Source organism: Psychrobacter sp. UBA6291, from assembly GCF_002439405.1.
Taxonomy (GTDB): Bacteria; Pseudomonadota; Gammaproteobacteria; order Pseudomonadales; family Moraxellaceae; genus Psychrobacter; species Psychrobacter faecalis.
Map to the genome: position 1 here is coordinate 21649 of NZ_DJUD01000047.1, position 19887 is coordinate 41535.

Consider the following 19887-nt stretch of genomic DNA (forward strand, 5'->3'; position numbering starts at 1 on the left):
GGGGCAAACATGATACAGCAATTTAATCCAGATCGCTTAATTGAGGCAAGAAAGGCACGAGGTTTGACTCAAGAAGGATTAGGTGAAATTATTGATAAATCTAAAAGCACTATATGTAAATGGGAGATTGGAAGTAGCAGTCCTGATGCAGAAACAATTATTAAAATATCAGAGGTACTACGTTTACCAGTAAAGTGGTTTGCATTAAAAACCTTACAGACAGAAGATAAAGTATATCAATTTCGTTCTAATGCCACTGCCACTAAAACTCTGAGAGGGGTTGTAGAAACACGGCTGAACTGGCTTAAAGAAATTAGCTTTTCACTTGAAGAATGGGTTGATTATCCAGAAGTTAATGTTATTCCATCACCTACTAGAAATCAGGCACTGGCTTTAAGTGATGATGATATTGAACAGTATGCAAATAAATTGCGCCTATTATGGAAGCTCGGAGATAGGCCTATTAAGAATTTAATTGCAACTATCGAATCTAATGGCATTATTGTTGCTAAAGAGCGCATTGGCCATGATGGTATGGATGGTGTTTCAACATGGATTGATCGTCCATTCATCTGGGTAGCAGAAGATAAGAGTAATTTTTTTCGTGGTCGATTTGATATCGCTCATGAGCTAGGTCATATCATACTACACAAGAATCTTACTAAAGATGACTGTTTAAGAACCACCAATCGCTATAAAGAAGTTGAGAGACAAGCACATTTATTTGCTACGCACTTCCTAGCCCCAAGACGTGCTCTCTCATTGTCTTTTAGAAGCATAACATTAGACAATCTATTGCTTGAGAAAAAGCGCTGGGGTATGTCAGTTGCAGCATTAATTATGCAGTATCATAATTTAGGTATCATTTCAGATGATTATAAAGTGAGATTGTTTAAAAACTATAGTTACCGTAAGTGGAGAAAGAGCGAACCTTATGACGATACAACCCCAGTGGAATACCCCAAATTAATGAAGAATACTATCGAGTTACTTCTTAATGAAGGAGGATTTGATAAAGAAGATCTTATTGAAAGAACCTTTTATAGTGAAACAGAGCTAGAGAAGCTTTGTTCCTTACCAAAAGGATTTTTTAATAATGAAAAGGTAGTAGATAAACCGCGCTTACGCATATTATAGATAGAACTAAACACGATAAAAAACCCGCCATCAAGCGGGTTTTTTACTGCCTGCAAAATACCAAAACCTAACCAGTACAAGTCTTTTTAGACTGACTGATCTTCCCATTCTTACAAACGAACTTACCATCTTTGCAGTGCGATACACCGCCCATGCTTTTAGAGCAAGGATAGTTCTGAGCATTCGCCTGTACGACTGGCGCCATCATAAACATAGAGATAAGAAGCGCTGACCAAGCTTTCATAAGTAACCACCTTAATAATCGAATAATATAAATTTGAACCATAGCACTGCAAATCACCTCTATCAACAATAATTTAACTTATGTTTAGCAGGTTCGTTTGTTCTAACCGAATTACTGGCAAGAATACCGTTCACCATCATGGTGAACGCTAATATCCAAAATTAGACAGTGCTATAAACCTGCCAGCCTTGCCCAAGTTTGGGAATGCCTTTGTATTTTTCCACATCCTCAATCTGAGGAAGTTTAAGACCGTTCATCATCACGACGAACCCTATCTACCTCCCCCAAACCTGGGGAGGGTTAGCATTTCAAATGTGACCCTTGCTATATACCTAGCCTCAATTTGAGGATGGTTAATTACACTGCCCAAAATTGGGCAATGGCAACCACCCATCTTAATCATTCAACCGCCAGCGAAAACATAAACTAAGGTTTTACTATTAGTGTTAAGTGCTTGATCTAGCTTAACCTCCCCCATTAAGGGAAACATCTTCTGACTCACAACTGTTCTAAGTAACTGATTCTTCTTAACTTTCGCCATTGACGGAAGTTGGATTCCCACCGCCAGTGAAGATTGGAGCGACTCATTCAGAACTTCAAATTCTGGATTATTAAGGGTATGCTGATTTTCAGCACACCTTATCAATAAAGGTGCTAAATAAGCTGACCCTAATGGCGCGGACGTTTGCTTATAGGTAGGTATCGTAATATCTATGACACCTCTATGATTTTAATCATCAGCGATGTACCCAAATTAGAGCATACCTTGCCAACCTTATTCATAGCATAACTGCCAGTGGCGAACATGGTAGTTATAGATGGAGGTGTCCTAAATTTGAGGACACCCTGTAGTGCCCAGTCACCAATGGTGATTGGACCTATCTATTCAACACTTAAGCTGACGCAGAATTGGCTGGCATGTTGACATTAGTTAATAGGCCTTTAATAGCCATGCTCAAAAGTGAGCATGGGTCTCCACACCTTAAAGAAGTCATAAACAATTGATTTTATTGCTAACGAAAAATTGCGTTGGCTGTGCAAAGATACCTCCACAATCTTGGGGAAGGTTAAATTTTCTACATCAATGTCGATAATACGATAATGGATGAGTAGTTAGGTGCCGCTTTGAGTATTCAACCCGGGGTTGTAAAGCCCGTAATCCATACCTTCTCTGCTAAGTTGTTTTTCAGCATGCGTATAAAAGTTAATTTCCACCGTTGGTGGTAATTTAATAACGGCGTTTGTAAAGGTCTGTCTAATGTACATCGTCACAACCTTTTTTATGGAATCTTAGAACCCTTATTGCAGGGATAGATATAAGCAAAGTTGAGGGTATTTACTATAAGTGCAAAAGACATTCTTGTTATTCGCCTTGTTTAGGATGTTCTCTAATGGAGTAGCATGACATCCACAATCTGTAGAAGTCCTATAGCACGGTTATTTGTCTGTGCTTCAATAGTACGTTTGACACTATGTCACATTTGGATATTTTCATAACTTCTGTGTTAGCTCGGCTATCGCTTTTGTATTTGTATCAATACCAACAATAGCGTCAATTTTGACTTTAAGCCATTTATTTGGCCGACCATAAATATCGGGCTCAGGTAAAAAGCCAGACTTTCGACGCTGGGTGATGGTATCGTCAGACTTCCAACCAAAAATGGTTTTAATATCCGCTGTTGTATAGTAAGCGCCTGTCACAATTTTAATTCCTTATTCAGATTGTTCGTAATATGCTCAGTGTTATCGATATAGGGTTTTATGAGGTCCTGCGTCTGAAGCTTGCTGAGGTAGCAAGCTTCAGATGCAGCGGTGAAGTATAACCTCAAGTCTAGGTATTATATCCACTAAGTTTTATTAAGTTGGTCTGCCTATATCAGTATTCGACATTAAGTCGTAAACCTCGTGGCCCGTGCTTTCTGATGGTATCGTCCACATAAGCGAGAAAGTGGGTGAGATAGTTTTGTATCATAAGCAATACTAAGCGCTGATTAGTATTGAGAAAATAGGTAAATCATTTTTGAATTATCATTAGTATCAAGCGTTTAGATGGTAGGGTGTTAACTTCTTTACACCCTAATAGGCTCAGATTTGAGCATATCTATTTAATATAATTTTAGCTTGTCAGGTAGACTTAAGCTTGAATCATAGTTAGATGAGTACGAGTAGATCATTATTAACAAGGAGAGCGATGATGGCTAAGAAGTCATGGAAAGACGTTACTGAAGACGAAAAAATGAATATGAAGCAGTTTGTTATTGATAATCCACCGGACACGCCATTGACGCCTGAGTATGCTGCGAGCTACTTAGGTGTATCAACAGCCACCTTGCAAAGTATGCGATGCCAAGACACCAATGGCATACGTTTCTTTAAGCCTAGCCATAGATGCATTGTTTACTATAAAAGTGATTTGGACGAATATCTAACAAGCCGGCCAGCATATCGTTGCACTTCAGAATATAAATGACTATCTGTTACCGAATATTTATTAGCTGGCAAGCAGTGATAATAATCTCCATATTAGTGAGGTGACAAAGTGATTGAATGGTTAACGTTGAAGCAGGTATCTAATGAATGCGGGTTTAAAGACTCACGTACTTTCCTCAACAATTATATGGAAAAGTACCCGCCTGATAGAACCAATAAACAACTTAAATGGTGGAAGCGCACGACAGTTGATTTCATTATCAAAACCGAGTTTCCAGATAGGTACAAAGAGGAAAAATAACCAATGCCGGCGCTGCTTTCTTGACACGCTTGAATTCCCACAGTTGTTGGAAATTCAAATTCTACACAATGAGTAAGTTGATAAATCTATCGAAGCTAGCCGCTAGAGGGTAGGCTATAAGGGGTTTATACCCCTGAGTTGAATACCCAAAGTGGCAGACTGACCTATCGCCTTTCCAGAAAACCAGCTATGTACTTATCGATAGTTTATCTAGTCTTAGGTAATCACTGTTTTTGCTAAAAACCATTACATGATGCATGAGCCACTAAATACCATCACGCACCTTTTGAAAGTCAGCTGCCATCTGCGCGCATTACTTCAAGTGCAAGCTTAGTAAAAAGATCACACTTATCCATCTTCATTTCACGCACACGGCGAGCGATATTATTTGGTTTGATAATAAATACAGGATTCGGAAAAGGAACACTAAATAACTGCTACTCCAATGCCATTAACTGTGCGTGCATCTCATCATCGCTTAAGTCTCTATTTCTAAGAATAGCTAATGCCCTTGGGTCACGGATAAAATCAATAGGTTCTTTTGGAATAGCCTTGGTCTCACCAGTGTTTCTATTAAGTAGAATATCGGGATTTTTAGTGGACGTAAAACCATCGTCAGATAATCTTTCACCACCGCCAATGTTTGTCCAATTATCGGTTTCTAAGGCTGTTCCTTTAAGGTCTCGTATCTGTGCCGCAATCTCAGACTTCTGATCGTCAGTTTTAGCAGATTGATATTTTTCATAAAGGTTATTGATGGATTTGGTACCTAAGTTTTGAACCTCATTGTTTGCTTGCTCAATATCAAGACGACGGCTATCCAGTCCTAATTGCTGCTCTTGCTGTGCAGCGGTCCGTTGGAATTTATCCGTATCAAAACCTAGTTGGGTGTTAAGACGACTATTGCTACCTACTTCTGTCAATGCAGCGCGAGCGTTAGCTCCAGTTTGTTGCGCTTGCGTTTGCGCTACCTGACTGGCTGCTCCTAACTGAGAAGTGTATTGGTCGTTCTTGTATTTATCATCAGCACCAATAATACCAGCTCGTAATTCCATTTGATTAGCAGTGAGCTGTCCATTCTGCGAGCCTTTATAAGCCGTACTTACGTCACGAAGTAGAGCTTCACGCTCTTGTCGCTCGCTCCAGCTGCGCATTGGTGCTCTTGGGATATTGAAACCTAGGTTAGGTTGCTCTGATTGAGTAGCTTTTGCAAAGTCTGCGATCGGATCACGGTCAGGTGTTGGACTGATAGATAAGCCAAATGATTTATTATCAGGATTACCCTTCCAGATATTATCGCTACCAATGCTGCCTATATCGTCGTCAACGCCTTGTTCGGCACGCGATTCCTTAGCTATCGTTCCGTCACTTACATTGACCGGCTTAGCAGTACTGGCATTAATACCAAGATTAGGAGATGGCTTAGGTGGCTTTGTACCTAGTTTGGACGCGCTTACTGGAGTGAGTCCAGCTCGCTCTTGCCCTTGCGCTTTCATTTGTTGTACTGCTTGCGGTTGCTCTCTAACTGGCAACTGAATCACCTTGCGCGCTTCTGCCAATGTAGCGGCTTGAGTCTTAGCTTGTTCCTGCTTATTTGTTTCTATTTGCGCCAAAGCTTGATTTCTAGTTTGTCGGCCCGCTTGAACTGACGCTTGCATTTGAGCCTGTGCGGGAGTGGGTGCTAGGACTGACCCAACTCCTAACTGTGCCTGTTGCCCTAACTTGCCAGCACCAAGCAGACCACCTTGGCTTGCATTTGCTCCAAAACCTAGTTTCTCTCTATTACTGTTGAATTGCTCACGACGTTTCTTTCTCTCTTCATCTGACACAAAACCAAAAGACATGATATTTCTCTCTAACTGAATGATTATGAGTACAGTATGAGCAATATTGCGCGACATCTAAAACCTTATAGCGGTGCTGATGAAATACCTTAAACGGAATTGTCCTGAAGGTTTTACAAAACTCAATTTTGAGCTTTGCTTTAAAGTCAATCACTTGCAGGCCAGTCTTTCTTATTGATTAATAAACATCAGCTTTAACGCCTATCGTATTACTTGCCACGTTATCTACCTCACCCTCATAGGCAGGATCATCTTTAACCACACTAAAGGCATTGCCGTTATTGTTCGCAATGCTGTGTAGCAAGCTGGTTAGCGCGTCGATTGGGGAGCTGTCAGCATCGTCGAGACCATAAGCCTGGCGTTCTAACGCGACAAATTTTGTCATGATGTCTGCCAAGTCTTTAAGCGTGCGCACATGATTAGATACTGACGTGACACGCTCATACGCTTCAAGCGCGCTTTCATCAATCGCATTAGCTTTTAACGCTGCAATAAACAAGTCTTCTAAGCGTTTGCGGTTATCGGTGCCTATTTGAGCTTTTAAGTCTTCAAGTAGCATCATAGAAAGTGCGCGAGCTTTACCGATATCCTCTCGGTGGGATATGCGAATGCTAGCGGTGAGTTTGGCATTCTCCTCTACAGTAGCGTTATCCATACTCTCTAAACGTCCAACTTCGCGCTTAACAGCATTGGCATTAACAATATTATCCGCTTCTAGTCTGATACGTTTACCAAGGTCACGCGACCAACCATTACGCTTGGCTCTCGAGCGTAGCGTGCTATCTTTGACATTAAAGTCTTCAGCTATTTGCGCGACTGTTTTCACGTTTGCGCGATATGCCAACTCAATCGCTTCCCAGTTTGCTTTTACTTTTTTAGCCATGACCTATACTCCAAAGTGTTTATATATGAGCTTTTTACTATGGGTGTATGCACTAAGTCGAACCTTATAGGAGTGATAATGCGCGAATCAGTGCAGCTTATTCAGTCATGCATAATCGCTTATATATCGTGCATAATCTTTTTGTAGGCCAATGAGTGTTTTGTTATGAGTTTCTATAGTGCATATTATTAGCGACTAAATAAAAAGAAACTACATAGAGGGGTCGACGTTACTACTCGCAACATAAACAGTTTTGAGGTACTTTGATGTCATATATAAAGCAGATTTTGTTCATACGAAAATTACTAATCGTTACGGGTTATATGCTGCTTGCCTTAAAATTAATCTGCACACCAGCGCAAGCTAATTCAGACAGAGACTATAGGGGGTCCGTATAAGTGCAGCAGTATGAAGAGGAAGATGATCTTAGTGTTTTTGAGCTGATACTAATAATAGCGTGTATTATCGGCGTGTCTCATTTGCTCAGATTTAAATAAGACTGGCAACATATAACTATTGTCTATAAGTATTAGACATGAGATGAGTAGGGCAGATATACTCCCCATATTAAACCGTATTGGAATAGGACTAGTCATGGATAGCATCATAATTTTTGGCCTCTGTTTGGCGGCGTTGGTTATTATCGCTGCGTCATTTTGGTACTTATTCCAAACCGTTCGTATTATGTGGGCGTTTAGCTCTTTATTAGCTATTGCAGCTGTAATTTTTAGCCCTTTGGTTCATATTGTTTTTTACTTCATTCCTAAGGATGGATTTGATCAGTATGAGAGAAGCATGTTTAAGAAGTATTTTCTATCTATTGCTGCTCTGGGTATATTAGGGATTATTGTTTCTATCGTCATACCTTCTATCATCGGACAAGACCAAGCTGGCGAGATGACGGGTGAGGTTGATACTAGCCAGCCTTGGGATTGGGACATACGTGCGGAAAATCAAGAAGAGGTACTAGCATTAGCGGCCGTTGACACTAACGATGAGAATGCTGAAAGACTACATTACGAAGCTATTTATCAAGCTCATCCTGATGTTGAAAGTGTTATGGAGAGCCCTGAATTTGAGTCATGGCTGCAAGGTAAGCCGGCAGCAGAGCAAGATGATGTTTCGAGAATTTTAAATGAAGGTACAGCAGCAGAGGTAATATATGTTTTTAGTACTTTCAAAAAAGACTTAAAGAATTATAGAGATTATGAATATCAAGCTAAACGTGATAATGCACAGGCTTTGGCTCAAAGGGATTATCAAGAAAAACAAAGTCGTGAACTAGAAGCTATTAAAGCTCATAATCAAAGAAGTCAGCAAGCACAGTATCAGCAATCGCAACAACAGCTATCCGCTCAGGCATCATTACCTGTTCAGGGAGCTAGCACCGAGCGTCAGTTAAGCTACGATGAAAAGCTTGAACGCGAAAGAATAAAAGCTTTAATCAGCGAACCTGTTAGGGGATCAAAAGGACTTACAGCATCACAAACAGAGCAATTACGAGCGTTAGAACAAGCTCCAGCGCCAACTGTGAGACGTGGTTACAACGAACGATTAGAGTATGAGAGAGAGAAAGCTCGAATCAGGGAGCCTGTTAAAGGGTCGAATGGAGAGTTAACACGTGCTCAAAGAGATGCATTAGTTGCACTGGAAACAGGCCAGCCCATACCATCACGCTAATCAATATTGAAGATTTTTTAAGCGCCTTATAACAAGACAAGAAAAAAGCCCTACATTATTATGTGGGGCTTTTATTTATGGCTGGCTAGTATAAATACTTTATCTCTAGACGTGCCAGCAGAGACATCTTAAAGTTATTATTATCAGGCGTTCACCATGAGGGTGAACGTAGTAGTATCAATAAGTAAAAGAGGTGTAGCGTTACGCGTGATTACTACTTGCCAGTAACCTTTGTAACTCCTTAATATCTCGACGCATCTCTTTTGTTTGTAAATCCATTTTAGCAGTCGTAAGCGCTGCATGATGACCTATCTCAATATTGCTGTACTGCATGGCGTCAGCAACCATTAAGCTACCGATAATCCGCGCTTCTTTTGGTGTTAATGTCCAAACGTCATCACCAATGTCAATCTTAACTGTACCACAGGGTAGAACGATTTTACTGATGACACGTGCTTGATCATGAGTGACAACCGGTAAATAGACACCACGTTGAATACGATAGATCAATCCATCATTAACCAACGAGGTTAGCTTCTCATCAATTACAGCAAGCGACAAGTCAATTAAACCCGATAACGTCTCACGAGTGACTGACTGCTCCTGATTATTCAAGTCAATAATCGCATCTAAAACCATCTGTTTGTTTGTTACGCGCATACAATTACCCTCAAAAGTTGTATAATAGGCATGCGATAACACAGCTCTGTTACTTGCCAGCTTAAGCACTCATGCGACCAACATGGGTGCTTTTTATTATTCTAATCAGTAGGCTTCATAGTGAGAGCTACTATAATATTAATACTCATAACTGCTCATAACTGCTCATAACTGCTCATAACTGCTCATTAACTCCCGTAATCCGGTATCTCGTCCAAGTCGCCCATCATTGGTATGTAATTGGTGAAGCGCGCGTATTGCCCTTCAAAACCTAACCTGACGGTGCCAGTTGGTCCGTTTCTGCTTTTGGCCAAGATGATCTCAGCTGAACCATCAAGCTTGGCACTACCGCCTTTCTCTTTTTGCTCGTAGTAATCGTTACGGTAAATGAAAGTGATAAGGTCAGCGTCTTGCTCAATCGTTCCTGAATCACGCAAGTCGGACATGATAGGCCGCTTATTAGGGCGCTTTTCAACGTCACGGCTTAACTGTGATAGCAAAAATACGGGGCAACCAAACTCATGACCCAATGCTTTTAGCGTGCGAGTGACTCTGCCAATATTATCAATCTTGTATTGCCCATCAAGCCCGCCCATTATCTGCAGGTAATCGATACCAATGGCTGATAACTTTCCACCACCTTCACGCTTAATGCGGTTCAAGTGAGTGCGTATCTTCGCAATGGTGATATCTTTTTCATCCACGATGGTTAGCGGCATACTTTCCTGGTCTGATATAAAGCGCTGCATTCGGGCCCATTCATCGGTGCTCAACTGCCCCTTTCTGATAGAGGTAAGCTCAACCTGAGCCTCAGCGCTTGCCAGCCTGTCCATGACCTGCTCAGATGGCATCTCTACGCTAAAGAATACAGCTTCACCTTCTCGGTACTTGGCGATATAGGTAAGCCAATTCATAACCAATGCAGTCTTACCCATTGAAGGGCGAGCGGCGACCACAACTAGGTTACCAGCATCAATCATCATCAAGTTATCAAGCTCAGGGAACCCAGTAGAAATGAAGTTATTAACACCATCTTTTGCCGCTGCAATACGCTCAATCATTCCACCCATGAGGTCGCCTACTCGAGCACAGCTGTTGTCGGTATCACCCACTTCAAGATTGGCAATGGCGCTCATAACCTCGTTATTAATCTCAATCGTCTGATTGTCACCTTCCTCAAGCTTCTGTATGCCATACATCATCTGGGCAATGGACTGGCGGCGAATGGAGCGGCTTTTGACCAACTGGGCATGGTTGCGCAAACTACTGGATGTAATATTTGGCACCAAACTCATTTGGGCAAAGTAACCAGGCGGGCAGCAATCCTCATTGAGCTGATTGCGCTCTTCAAGCAAGTCCATCACCATGACCTGATCGTAAGGCTTGCCGCTCATGGCTAAGTCACTGACTGCCTGATAGATAGCGCGATGCCTTTCAGCCTCGAAGTCCTCAGCAATAATAACGTCGCTGACCATATCGAATGCACCATCTCTGCCCAGCAGCTGATTAAGTACGCATTGCTCAACCTGAATAAATCTCTTTTGGTCCTCAATCATTGGGCAGCTCCTGCAATCTGAATGTCTGACATTTTGGTTCTGTAGCTACCCCAATCGCAATGCGTCACCAATAGGTTTTGCTGTAAGCGGTCCCATGCTCTATCGCCCAAATATTCACGCAAGGCCCTGATGTCCATATTGGTTGTTATGACGGTTGGTGCTCGGTTGTAGCGCAAGGCGATTATCTGAGCAATACGCGCACGGTCTTTGTCGTGGCCGTCACCGGCGCCCAAGTCGTCGATGATTAGTAGCTCATTGGACACAAGCTCCTGAAGGTAATCATATTCACTAACCTGATAATTTCCCCAATGACCTCTTGCCTGCGCACCAATGTCAAAAGACGTTATCAGCTCGCAAGTGTGATCATAAAAATCTTGTTGGTTGTAGCTCTTAAACTCGCTTGGCAATGACCGCTCTTTGACCAAGTAATGATTAACCGCAATAGCATTGGCCAACATTGTTTTCCCCGTGCCGGTAGGACCAAGGATAACGACATTACGTGAACGACTATCGATGGTTTTGCTGTACTGCTGTAGCTGTGCGATTTTGGCGCGCTGGTCTTCGCCTTTCGCTGGGTCGTACTCCCAATCGCTAAAACGTCCCATATTCGCGCTCACGCCCTTGGCTTTCATTTTGGCTAGCATTAGCGCTCTCATGATGCCGCGGTCAGTCTTTAGGCGCTCTTCGTTGGCAAGTACGCGCTTTTCTTCACTACACTGACAGCAATCAACTTGACCTCTTATATCCCTGTGCTTTGTCTGACCATGGATAGTGCAATCAGCCAATATCTCACGGATAACCATAGCCCCTAACTCAATCCGCGATAATTCTTTAATAATTTCCATAAGGCGCTCCTGTTCCGCTAGATAGTCCATCCAAAGGGTCATAATTCGGATCTTCATACTTTGCATTTACATTCATGCTACTGTAAGAAGGTTTCGACTGTTGATTGGTACCTGGTTCATCAACAATGATGTCGTCTAGCCAGCCCTTATTATTCAAATAAGTGTATGGGTCTTTGCGAAACTTCTTCACTGGTGTTGAAGCAACGTATGCCGGCAAGTGCTGCATAATCTCTTCACGTACCTTGTCACTAAGAGACTTCCACTTGGCCTCGCATTTATCTTTAGCTACTGACTTGGCATAGGTCTTCCAAAAAACATCAAAAGGAATATTTAGGACTTTTTCACCATCGTCATTAGAGTTGGTTAATGGTTTATGGTTAATAGTTATTGGTTTATGGTTAGCATTGCCTTCGCTATGCGTTCGCATTGCGTTCGAATCATTATCGCTTGAAGCCTTGTCTTTACTAGCTTTTGAGTCTTTTTTCTTCCATCTGGCATTAGCAGATTTACGCGCTTTTTCTGATTTTTCTTGATATTTGGCTATTTCTTGCTCAGCTCTGTCGTTGATATAACCATCTTCTGTGAGTTCGAAGAAGTAACGCAAAACCACCGCAATGCTGTCGCTATGCGTTCGCATATTGATAAGCATAGCAATCTCATCTATGTCAGCCGGAAGAGGTGACTCATTGAGGTATTGATAATCAAGCATACGCCTGTAAGCCAAATCTTGCAGAGGCTCCAAAAAATTGGTCTTGCTCATATAGTCTTTTGGGTGAAATGTGTAGTAGTGCATTACATACCCCCTGCTTGGCTGAGCGTCAAAAACCATGCTGACGTAGATTTATCAGCTCGGACAGGTGCAATCTTGCAGACAGTTATGCTATTATCATTCTCGTGGTGTTTAACCACTGATCTGAATGGTGTTTGCTTGCCTGCTAGTCCTTGCCGTGGAATTAGCACGAAAGTATTTATCAGTACCAAGAAGCCTGAGCTTATCGCTCGGGCTTTTTTATAGGCGTTCGTTTTATGCAGTAGGGTAGTCATCGCTCCCTCCCTGCCGGTTTATTTGTTTAAGATATTGCTTGGAAGGCTGACGAGTAGCGCGATACTTCTTGTAGTAACTTTTACGCTTTGCATGACGGCGGCTTTGCTTGGATGGGTAGCTATTTTTCATAATGCCACCTCCGGCTCTTTCTTAAGACCAGCCAAATCATCTTCTGAATAATGATGGAAGTCTTGCGCTAGATATTGTCCGAGGTCGGCAAGTTTTTGAGCTTTGTATGTATCACCACTTTCAAGGTCATTCTTGATAGTAGTGAATAAAGCGTCAAACCATGAAAGGCGCTGCATTTCAACTTCTTTGGCGTTTATCAAGTCGTTAGCTAGTTTATTAATACTCATGCTGACACCTCAGTACCAAAGGTGGTTTGAGCCAATGATTTATTGATGGTGTTCAATCTACTACTAAGTAAGTCGGCCCATGTGTCAGTAGAATCATGCGACAAGCGTGCCATTGATGCTGCTTGGCTTGGCGTCATCTTCTCTTGATATATCATCCATAACAGCATGCCAACATCATTCAATAAGCCAATAGCGCCGCCAATATCACAAGCAGTGTCCGATAGCTCGACTGAAGATATTAAAATAACCTCATCGTCATCAGCTTCGGTAATATCGATTACTTTGCGTTGGCTTGATTGGGTGGTAGAGGCGTTGCTATATAGAGTAGCAATCGCTTGGCGGTTAGATGGTGTGTCGTGAAATAGGTTTGGCCTATAGTCACCTGTTTCTGTGTCAGACGCTGGGACAAAATAGCCTTGTTCGTCGTAATAGAAATAGCTGCCATCGTGAGTAAGTGATAATAAATCACGTTGGCCATATTGGTCAGCTATGAGAGTAAACGGCTCGCTACTTAATGACGGGCACAGAACAACATCACCAATAGCAAAGATAGCTTGTTTGGTAGCTAGTGTAGGGGTGGTAGTTTTTGAGGTCGTGCGAATTGAATTACCCATGATGGATAGCTCCTGAACAATTAGTTAGTTTGTTGCCACCCAAAAAAAAGGGTGACAGGTTATTAACTACCGTGTTCAGACGGCGGGGCTTATTTCCCACAAGGGGTCTTTTATTCGGCCCACTTAACCCGTCATAGATGTTCGCACCGATGGTATCGGTACTATATTTATGACTTGTCTGCAGTGCAGAAATATTCGTATTTATGTCATTGGTAAATCGCTGATAGTTAGTCAGACAAATTTTGGACATAAAAATAGCCAGGGAATGACGGTTTGGCTTTACCGCTGAACAATTAGTAGTAGGGCTATAGTAACGCTTGTCATCATGACTTGTAAAGCCCTGTTTTTCACTATTGCTAAAATCAAATAAATGGGTAATGACCGGTGTTACAACAGAAAATGAAATGCTCAAACTTGCATGCTCTTTAACAGAGCGCTTCACCTGAGCGACTGAACTCGAAACATTAGCAATTAAACTCAAATTATTACTATTAAGACTCGAATTTGAGTATTTACAGTCGTAATTTGAGCCATGATAAGGTCTTAGGTTGGTTTTGATGTTATTAGTCATGAGCAAGCAACTCCCCTATGCTTTTGCCTATTTCAGTAAGTTGCACTGATTCTGCCCTGACGCCTCTATGCATGTAGGTGCTAGTAAGCTGCGCTATTATCGCTATCGTGCCTACGACGTTAGCATTGCCATCGATAGACTGCTTTAGGTGCTTAAGGTAACGTCGATCCAGCCATGTACCGCCAATACAAGAGTTATTGGAGTTGGTTGTTGCTAGCGTTAAGCTCATGGCGATATACGTAACATCCGTTGAGCAATCATTCATCTTGTCCGCATTTTTGCTATCCGGGTGTTTTACATGATACGCCAGTGTTTCCAGCACTTTGGATCTGATGGTTAGGGCCCTCGATAGGTTATCAACAAAATCGTGTGTTACCCATACGCCATCATCTGCATTTACGGCCGCTAAAGCATCATGCTTGGCACGATGCTCCTTTGTTGCTTCGTTTATGCTGGCTAGAATGCCGTCATCTTTGTTGGTGGTACTACAACCCGTTCCGTGAGTATCGGCAGGCTTATTGACCTGACCACTCACGTACCGGGTACGCTCTTCCTTGTTGATATTGTTAAATTTAGACACGGTCCTTCTCCTCGATCCAATAGAGCTCAAAGCGCTTACCATTTTTAGTGACAGACTTACCTTGTATTTTCACGCCTGCCCTCCGTAATTCATGGACACGCTGAGCAAGGCATGTAATTTGATAGAGCTCGTAAGAATCCCACTTTGATATGGGTGCGCCAGTCATGAGATGGGCTTTGATAGTGTCTGTTTGGGTCGCTGTTACTGCCTGCCGTGGAGTAATCATAGTTATGCCTCGCTACTGGCAGCTTGGCTATGACTATCTAACCATTCGTTTATTTCAGATAAGCGCCAAACGCTGGCATGACCAATCTTTATTGGAGCCGGGAACTGGTCGTTTTTAATTAGATGATAGATGTGTTTAATAGAGAAGCCGGTAATGCCGCGTGTAGCAGGCTTAGCGGTGACGGTGCGCCGTTGGCCTGATCGGGTGATATAAGTCTTGGCTTTGCGCTCGGGTTGATTGGCAAGGTCTGCCATTCTTAGGTATTGATCGACTAACGTCATGGTAGTTCACCTCTTCGCATTTAAAGTAATGGGCGGTAACGCCCTGCTGTGAGGTGAATGTTAAGTGATGGCATCGGCTATCATGCAAGTGCTATTGATATGATGTTATGGCAATAATATTGCTGTCAGGGCTAATACTATTGCTGTGAGGGCATTAAAAAACCCTTGATACACAAGGGTTCATTGACCTTATAGCAATAGATTAAAAATTTAACTACCTTTTAAATTTTCCACCACTTCGTGCATCGCTATGACGGCAAACTTTATCAATATTTAATGCTAAAGCGTATGATATACCATCAAAGTTATCTGTTATCCATTCAGTAATAGTGCTTTGTTTAGGTGCTGGCTGTTCAGAATCGTAATTAATCCAAAACTCTTTTATAACAGCATCCATTACTTCTATACCTGGGGTAGTGTATAGACGTTTATTAGTTTTAGCTTGTTCTAGCTTATTTTTAAGGTCTTCAACTTTATTGTTAGCGGTCGCCAGCTCCTCAACAATCTGATCATAGGTTTTAATGACGTGTCCTACTGCTGGTAATCCTACCTTGTCATCATCATTCGATATTTTGTCATTAAAGCCTCTGTAAATAAAGTTGTGGTTAGCTAGCCATCTTTTAACTTGTTCAGCTGGAATTCGGTCGGTGTCATCAGGAACCAAGGAGCCGGCATCAATGGCATTGCAAACCATACGATGATGTCTTAGATAGTTAGCGTCGTTATTAATGTAGGCAGGGTTCTCGTCAATAATCAAGCAAGTCATATCTTCTGCAGTGAAGAACGCATAGGTTATTAACAGCCTTTGATTTTCACCTAAGTCATCAGTTCGACTATTACCGTCTAAAGGCTTCGAATAATGACTGGGTAGCTGCCTTTTACTGCTATCTATCTGTTCTGGTACAGCCGTATTATCGTCTGAATTACGTATGTCTGGCAGTTTCGAAAACTCAAAATAAAAGTATTTAAAGGGTTTAAGAACTGTGTCTGAGAAATTTATACCTGATTGACTATCATCTAGGGCATGGTAAATACCTTTTAATACATCAATGGAGGTTGTATAGTCTAAGTCATCGTTTCGTGAGACCAAGAAGTATTTTTTCTTATTATCGTCATATAAGTAAAGTTTAACTTCGTCGAACGAAACATTTTCAAATAGATACTCAAGATTTAACTTTAAAGGTTTTTTTGAGCCAATACCTTTACCTAAATCATTTACATATTTAAGTGCGGAAATATATTGTCGGTTAATTTTTTCAAGCCACGTATCAATTGGATTATCGTCATAATCAAAGTCCAAAAGTAACTCATGGCTATCAGGATTTAAATCAATGCCCTTCATAAAACTAGCATTAAAAACTTCATCTTTCAGAAAATAGGATGCTAGGAACTTATCATTTTTCTCTAGCTCGCTCATGGTATGAAAACGAAAATTATCTACTTCGTCACGTTTAGATATTAAATATGTTATAAAAAATTCGGATGAATACCAATTACCAGAATTTTTGATATAAACCTTAACATTGTCATGACGATCAGATAAACAAAATTTGCCTAAATACTCAATGACCAAGTCATCACTATCTTTAGTATGATTAGAAACTAACTTAATGAATGTTCTAACACTTATATATTTATCGTCTTCTTTTTTTATTAGATCTACTAAGCTCACAGTACACACCCTTACACCCTTAATCATAATAGGAGCAAGGCAGTGACAGTTTAAGGGTGTGAATATCTGTCGTTCGGGAGCAACCCCTAGCCTTGCAATCGGTATCGATAGCGATTGGCGCTATCAAGTTCAGTTTGTCAGTCCAATACTGACGGTATTTATTGAAGCTGTTCTGCAAGTTTCATTAAAACTTCTTTTGATATCCCTTGTGCTTTCAAGCTCTTTATCAGAGCTTCCTTGTCATGCACTGCTATATCAGTCGCTTGTTTATTCCTAATCTGTATTTCTTCTGCTACCTCATCAGGCGTCAATAAATCAAAATTAATAGCCTTGCCATCACGTAAGTCGTCCAAATAGTCAGCCCATTGGTTCATCATTACCTGTCTTTCGAGTAGATGGGCCGATAAGTCATATCGCTTTTTGACGCTTGACTGCTCAAGATGGGCAAGCTGTATTTCTATGATGTTCTCCGGGAACTGCAACTCATATAACCCTGTGCTGGCAAGCTGCCTAAAACCGTGGCCAGTCATCTTGGGGTAGGGGTCACCTGTATAGCCCATTCGTTTTAATGCCTGATTGAACCAACCCTCGCTATATGGCTTGCCGCTTTCAAAGTTGTAGAACACGTAACCTGTTCGTTCTGTCAGTGGTCGCATACGCTCGATAATAGCTACTGCTTGCGGTGACAATGGGATGATATGTTCTTGTCGCATTTTCATCTTGTGTGCCGGTACGCGCCAGACGCTTTTATGATAGTCAATTTCTGACCATTCAAAGAACCTCAGCTCTTTAGTTCTCACGAAACATAGTGTCATGAGCTGCAAGCCAGCCACTGTCTGCTGGTGCCCGTTTGGGTGCTTCTTTATATAGTTATCTATGTTACGTAGTAGTTCGGGGAATTGGTGCTGCTCAACGGCTTTCATGCGCTTAGCTTTGTGAGGTCTTAAGGCTTTATTACGTCCGCTGGCGAGGTTGATAATGTCATAGCCTAGAGTATTGATAGCATGCTCAAAGATGGAGCTGATAAGTCCCATACACTTATGAGCAGTCTCTGACGTGTATTTCCCTTGTTTCTCAAAATCTGCTTGAATATCTAGCCCAGTTTTAATCACATCCTGCGCGGTGATAGCGCCAATAGGGTATGAGCCCAAACGTTTCAGAATATGGTTATCCAAAAACCCTTGCAGCTTTTGGACGTTCTTTGATGTGGTTTCTGATTTTTCGTCTAGATAGCTTTTCGCTATGGTTTTAAACAAATCTCTTTGTTCATAGTTATTCTTTAAGTGGCTTTTGTGTTCGGTGGGATCAATACCCTCAGCAAGCAACGCTTTGGCTTTATCACGTGCCAGCCGCGCTTGTTTTAATGATATTTCGGGCTTGAACGCTGCATCAGCGTTTTGTTTGCAGGATTTATAAACACCGATTTGATAGGTTCTCTGTTTTGGCTTTATATCTTTATCAGATTGATAACGATAGGTCATTTGCCAAAATAATGTGCCATTGGTGTGTTGGATTAGGTATAGGTTATTACCATCGCCATGACGAGTGATTTTATCTGGCACCGGTTGTTTGGCGATTGCTTTCACGCCAGCGTCGGTTAGCTGATAATCTTTTCTTTTGATCATGACATCACCATGAAGTGTTAAATGTTTTTTAACAACTATTTTAACAACATTGTAGTGGTGCTGCTAGGTAATGGCAAGTAATCTTGTAAGAAAGAAAGCTTTGAGACTAAAGGGATAGGAGCTTAGAAGGTAATGCGAGGTTATGTGTAAACATGGGGATTGGTGCGCTCGGCGGGAATCGAACCCACGACCCTCGGCTTCGGAAACCGATACTCTATCCAACTGAGCTACGAGCGCATAATTGATCGACTAAAATCCAATAAACTGATGACGTGTATAAATAAGTGCAATTGGTTGTCGTTAGAACGAAAAGGCGTCTAAAAATTAAGACCGCTTAGTCTAACAAATAAAAGTCATAAAGCCAATGAATGAAGGCCGCTATTGGCGTTTTTTAAGAAAAAACACCATAGTCGGCAAACAGGCATGGCAATCTACCCGTCTTTTCCCTTATAATGTCAGGGAGAATTCATATTTATAATCACCGATTACAAGCGCGCCCGTATGCGGGATGGCTGTTTGCTATTGATAACTGCTTGGTTATCAAAGGAGGACAAACAGAATGTCCAAGTCGTGTCGGCCCTTGTATACGCAATAAGAGAACGTGACGAATGAGAAAAGTAGTTATGTTATCGGCAGCTGCCATTCTAGGAATCGCTAGTATCGCTGTGAGCCAAGCCGAAAGTGTTGTAGACACGCCTGTAACCGTATCTGATGTCGCAGAAGGGCAAGAGGTTGTCGATAACTTGCCTGAAAAATTGGGTGACGATACCAAAGCTGCTGCTGATACTACCGATGGCGCTACAGCTACCGATGAAGCTGCGCAAGCAGACGCGACCGATGCAGATGTACCTGCTGAAGAAACAGCCGCTGCTGCACCTGCCGCTGAAGAAGAGCCTATCCCGCAAGATACGCCACAAGTACAAAAGCTCATCGCTTTGTATCCTAACTTGATTGCTCGTATTCAGCCGGTTGCTAAAGTCTGCTTTGAGGACGACGAAGTATGCGACGTCACTGCACGTTCTGCAGGGCCAGCAGCAGGTGATGGTCCTCGTGATGGTAAAGCCGTTTATAACGCTACCTGCCAAACGTGTCATGCCTCAGGCTTACTTGGCTCGCCTATGCTAGGTGATGCTGGCGCTTGGGGTCCTCGTATCGCCAAAGGTAAAGATACCTTGTATACCCATGCTATCAACGGCTTTAACGCTATGCCTGCTAAAGGTGGCGCTGATATCCCTGATGAAGAAGTACAAAGCGCAGTGGATTATATGGTTGATGAAGCAAGCTAATTGCCTGTGCCATATGTAAAAAAGCAATAGAAAAAAGTAGGAGACGGTAAA

The 19887-nt window shown here is 41.9% G+C and carries 21 protein-coding genes and 1 tRNA gene; 4 read left to right on the forward strand and 18 right to left on the reverse strand.

Annotation, left to right across the window (positions count from 1 at the left end; genetic code table 11):
* Positions 1-9: 9 nt before the first annotated feature.
* On the forward strand, positions 10-1137 hold the full coding sequence (locus B3R91_RS07790; RefSeq protein ID WP_286797104.1) for a helix-turn-helix domain-containing protein: 1128 nt from the start codon (positions 10-12) through the stop codon (positions 1135-1137).
* Positions 1138-1204: 67 nt separating this feature from the next.
* On the opposite strand, the gene B3R91_RS07795 is transcribed toward B3R91_RS07790, so the two are convergent.
* Both B3R91_RS07795 and B3R91_RS07800 read right to left on the reverse strand, forming a co-directional pair.
* Positions 1205-1381: a hypothetical protein gene (locus tag B3R91_RS07795; RefSeq protein ID WP_286797191.1), complete on the reverse strand. Its 177-nt coding sequence runs from the start codon at positions 1379-1381 to the stop codon at positions 1205-1207.
* A 1491-nt stretch (positions 1382-2872) separates the two neighbouring features.
* Positions 2873-3082: a hypothetical protein gene (locus tag B3R91_RS07800; protein WP_286797105.1), complete on the reverse strand. Its 210-nt coding sequence runs from the start codon at positions 3080-3082 to the stop codon at positions 2873-2875.
* Positions 3083-3575: 493 nt separating this feature from the next.
* Between B3R91_RS07800 and B3R91_RS07805 the strand changes: the two genes are divergently transcribed.
* A complete protein-coding gene (locus B3R91_RS07805) occupies positions 3576-3851 on the forward strand; it encodes a helix-turn-helix domain-containing protein (RefSeq protein ID WP_286797106.1) in 276 nt (91 codons plus the stop codon).
* Between the two features lie 698 nt (positions 3852-4549).
* Here B3R91_RS07805 and B3R91_RS07810 read toward each other — a convergent pair.
* Both B3R91_RS07810 and B3R91_RS07815 read right to left on the reverse strand, forming a co-directional pair.
* The gene (locus B3R91_RS07810) at positions 4550-5956 is read right to left on the reverse strand and encodes a hypothetical protein (protein WP_286797107.1); all 1407 of its coding nucleotides are present in this window, start codon (positions 5954-5956) and stop codon (positions 4550-4552) included.
* 178 nt (positions 5957-6134) lie between these two features.
* Positions 6135-6839 carry a hypothetical protein gene (locus B3R91_RS07815; protein WP_286797108.1) on the reverse strand — a complete coding sequence of 235 codons (705 nt, stop codon included), beginning with the start codon at positions 6837-6839 and terminating at the stop codon, positions 6135-6137.
* 594 nt (positions 6840-7433) lie between these two features.
* On the opposite strand from B3R91_RS07815, the gene B3R91_RS07820 reads away from it, so the two are divergent.
* Positions 7434-8519: a hypothetical protein gene (locus B3R91_RS07820; protein WP_286797109.1), complete on the forward strand. Its 1086-nt coding sequence runs from the start codon at positions 7434-7436 to the stop codon at positions 8517-8519.
* A 201-nt stretch (positions 8520-8720) separates the two neighbouring features.
* Here the strand turns inward: B3R91_RS07820 and B3R91_RS07825 are convergent, their stop codons facing one another.
* The 14 genes from B3R91_RS07825 to B3R91_RS07890 form a co-directional block, all read right to left on the reverse strand.
* Positions 8721-9179 (reverse strand): hypothetical protein, encoded by a 459-nt coding sequence (locus B3R91_RS07825; RefSeq protein ID WP_286797111.1) that lies wholly within the window; start codon positions 9177-9179, stop codon positions 8721-8723.
* Positions 9180-9367: 188 nt separating this feature from the next.
* Positions 9368-10735, reverse strand: a complete 1368-nt coding sequence (locus B3R91_RS07830) for a replicative DNA helicase (protein ID WP_200662358.1) — start codon at positions 10733-10735, stop codon at positions 9368-9370.
* Positions 10732-11580 (reverse strand): ATP-binding protein, encoded by an 849-nt coding sequence (locus tag B3R91_RS07835; RefSeq protein ID WP_200662359.1) that lies wholly within the window; start codon positions 11578-11580, stop codon positions 10732-10734. The genes B3R91_RS07830 and B3R91_RS07835 overlap by 4 nt, the downstream gene beginning before the upstream one ends.
* Positions 11567-12409, reverse strand: a complete 843-nt coding sequence (locus B3R91_RS07840) for a YdaU family protein (RefSeq protein ID WP_342343302.1) — start codon at positions 12407-12409, stop codon at positions 11567-11569. The genes B3R91_RS07835 and B3R91_RS07840 overlap by 14 nt, the downstream gene beginning before the upstream one ends.
* Positions 12373-12624 (reverse strand): hypothetical protein, encoded by a 252-nt coding sequence (locus B3R91_RS07845; RefSeq protein ID WP_200662361.1) that lies wholly within the window; start codon positions 12622-12624, stop codon positions 12373-12375. Before B3R91_RS07845 ends, B3R91_RS07840 begins: the two co-directional genes overlap by 37 nt.
* A 126-nt stretch (positions 12625-12750) precedes the next feature.
* Complete coding sequence (locus tag B3R91_RS07850) at positions 12751-12981, reverse strand: hypothetical protein (RefSeq protein ID WP_200662362.1); 231 nt, start codon at positions 12979-12981, stop codon at positions 12751-12753.
* Complete coding sequence (locus B3R91_RS07855) at positions 12978-13595, reverse strand: hypothetical protein (protein ID WP_200662363.1); 618 nt, start codon at positions 13593-13595, stop codon at positions 12978-12980. Before B3R91_RS07855 ends, B3R91_RS07850 begins: the two co-directional genes overlap by 4 nt.
* A complete protein-coding gene (locus tag B3R91_RS07860; RefSeq protein WP_286797114.1) occupies positions 13588-14166 on the reverse strand; it encodes a hypothetical protein in 579 nt (192 codons plus the stop codon). Before B3R91_RS07860 ends, B3R91_RS07855 begins: the two co-directional genes overlap by 8 nt.
* Positions 14159-14701, reverse strand: coding sequence for a hypothetical protein (locus B3R91_RS07865; RefSeq protein ID WP_286797115.1), 543 nt, complete (start codon positions 14699-14701; stop codon positions 14159-14161). Before B3R91_RS07865 ends, B3R91_RS07860 begins: the two co-directional genes overlap by 8 nt.
* A gap of 37 nt (positions 14702-14738) precedes the next feature.
* The gene (locus tag B3R91_RS07870; protein WP_200662366.1) at positions 14739-14972 is read right to left on the reverse strand and encodes a helix-turn-helix domain-containing protein; all 234 of its coding nucleotides are present in this window, start codon (positions 14970-14972) and stop codon (positions 14739-14741) included.
* A gap of 2 nt (positions 14973-14974) precedes the next feature.
* Positions 14975-15253: a helix-turn-helix transcriptional regulator gene (locus tag B3R91_RS07875; RefSeq protein WP_200662367.1), complete on the reverse strand. Its 279-nt coding sequence runs from the start codon at positions 15251-15253 to the stop codon at positions 14975-14977.
* Positions 15254-15467: 214 nt separating this feature from the next.
* On the reverse strand, positions 15468-16925 hold the full coding sequence (locus tag B3R91_RS07880; protein ID WP_200662368.1) for a hypothetical protein: 1458 nt from the start codon (positions 16923-16925) through the stop codon (positions 15468-15470).
* Between the two features lie 158 nt (positions 16926-17083).
* A complete protein-coding gene (locus tag B3R91_RS07885; RefSeq protein ID WP_286797117.1) occupies positions 17084-18550 on the reverse strand; it encodes a tyrosine-type recombinase/integrase in 1467 nt (488 codons plus the stop codon).
* A 160-nt stretch (positions 18551-18710) separates the two neighbouring features.
* Positions 18711-18787, reverse strand: a tRNA-Arg gene (locus B3R91_RS07890).
* 371 nt (positions 18788-19158) lie between these two features.
* Between B3R91_RS07890 and B3R91_RS07895 the strand changes: the two genes are divergently transcribed.
* Positions 19159-19836: a c-type cytochrome gene (locus B3R91_RS07895; RefSeq protein ID WP_286797118.1), complete on the forward strand. Its 678-nt coding sequence runs from the start codon at positions 19159-19161 to the stop codon at positions 19834-19836.
* The last annotated feature ends 51 nt before the right edge of the window (positions 19837-19887 follow it).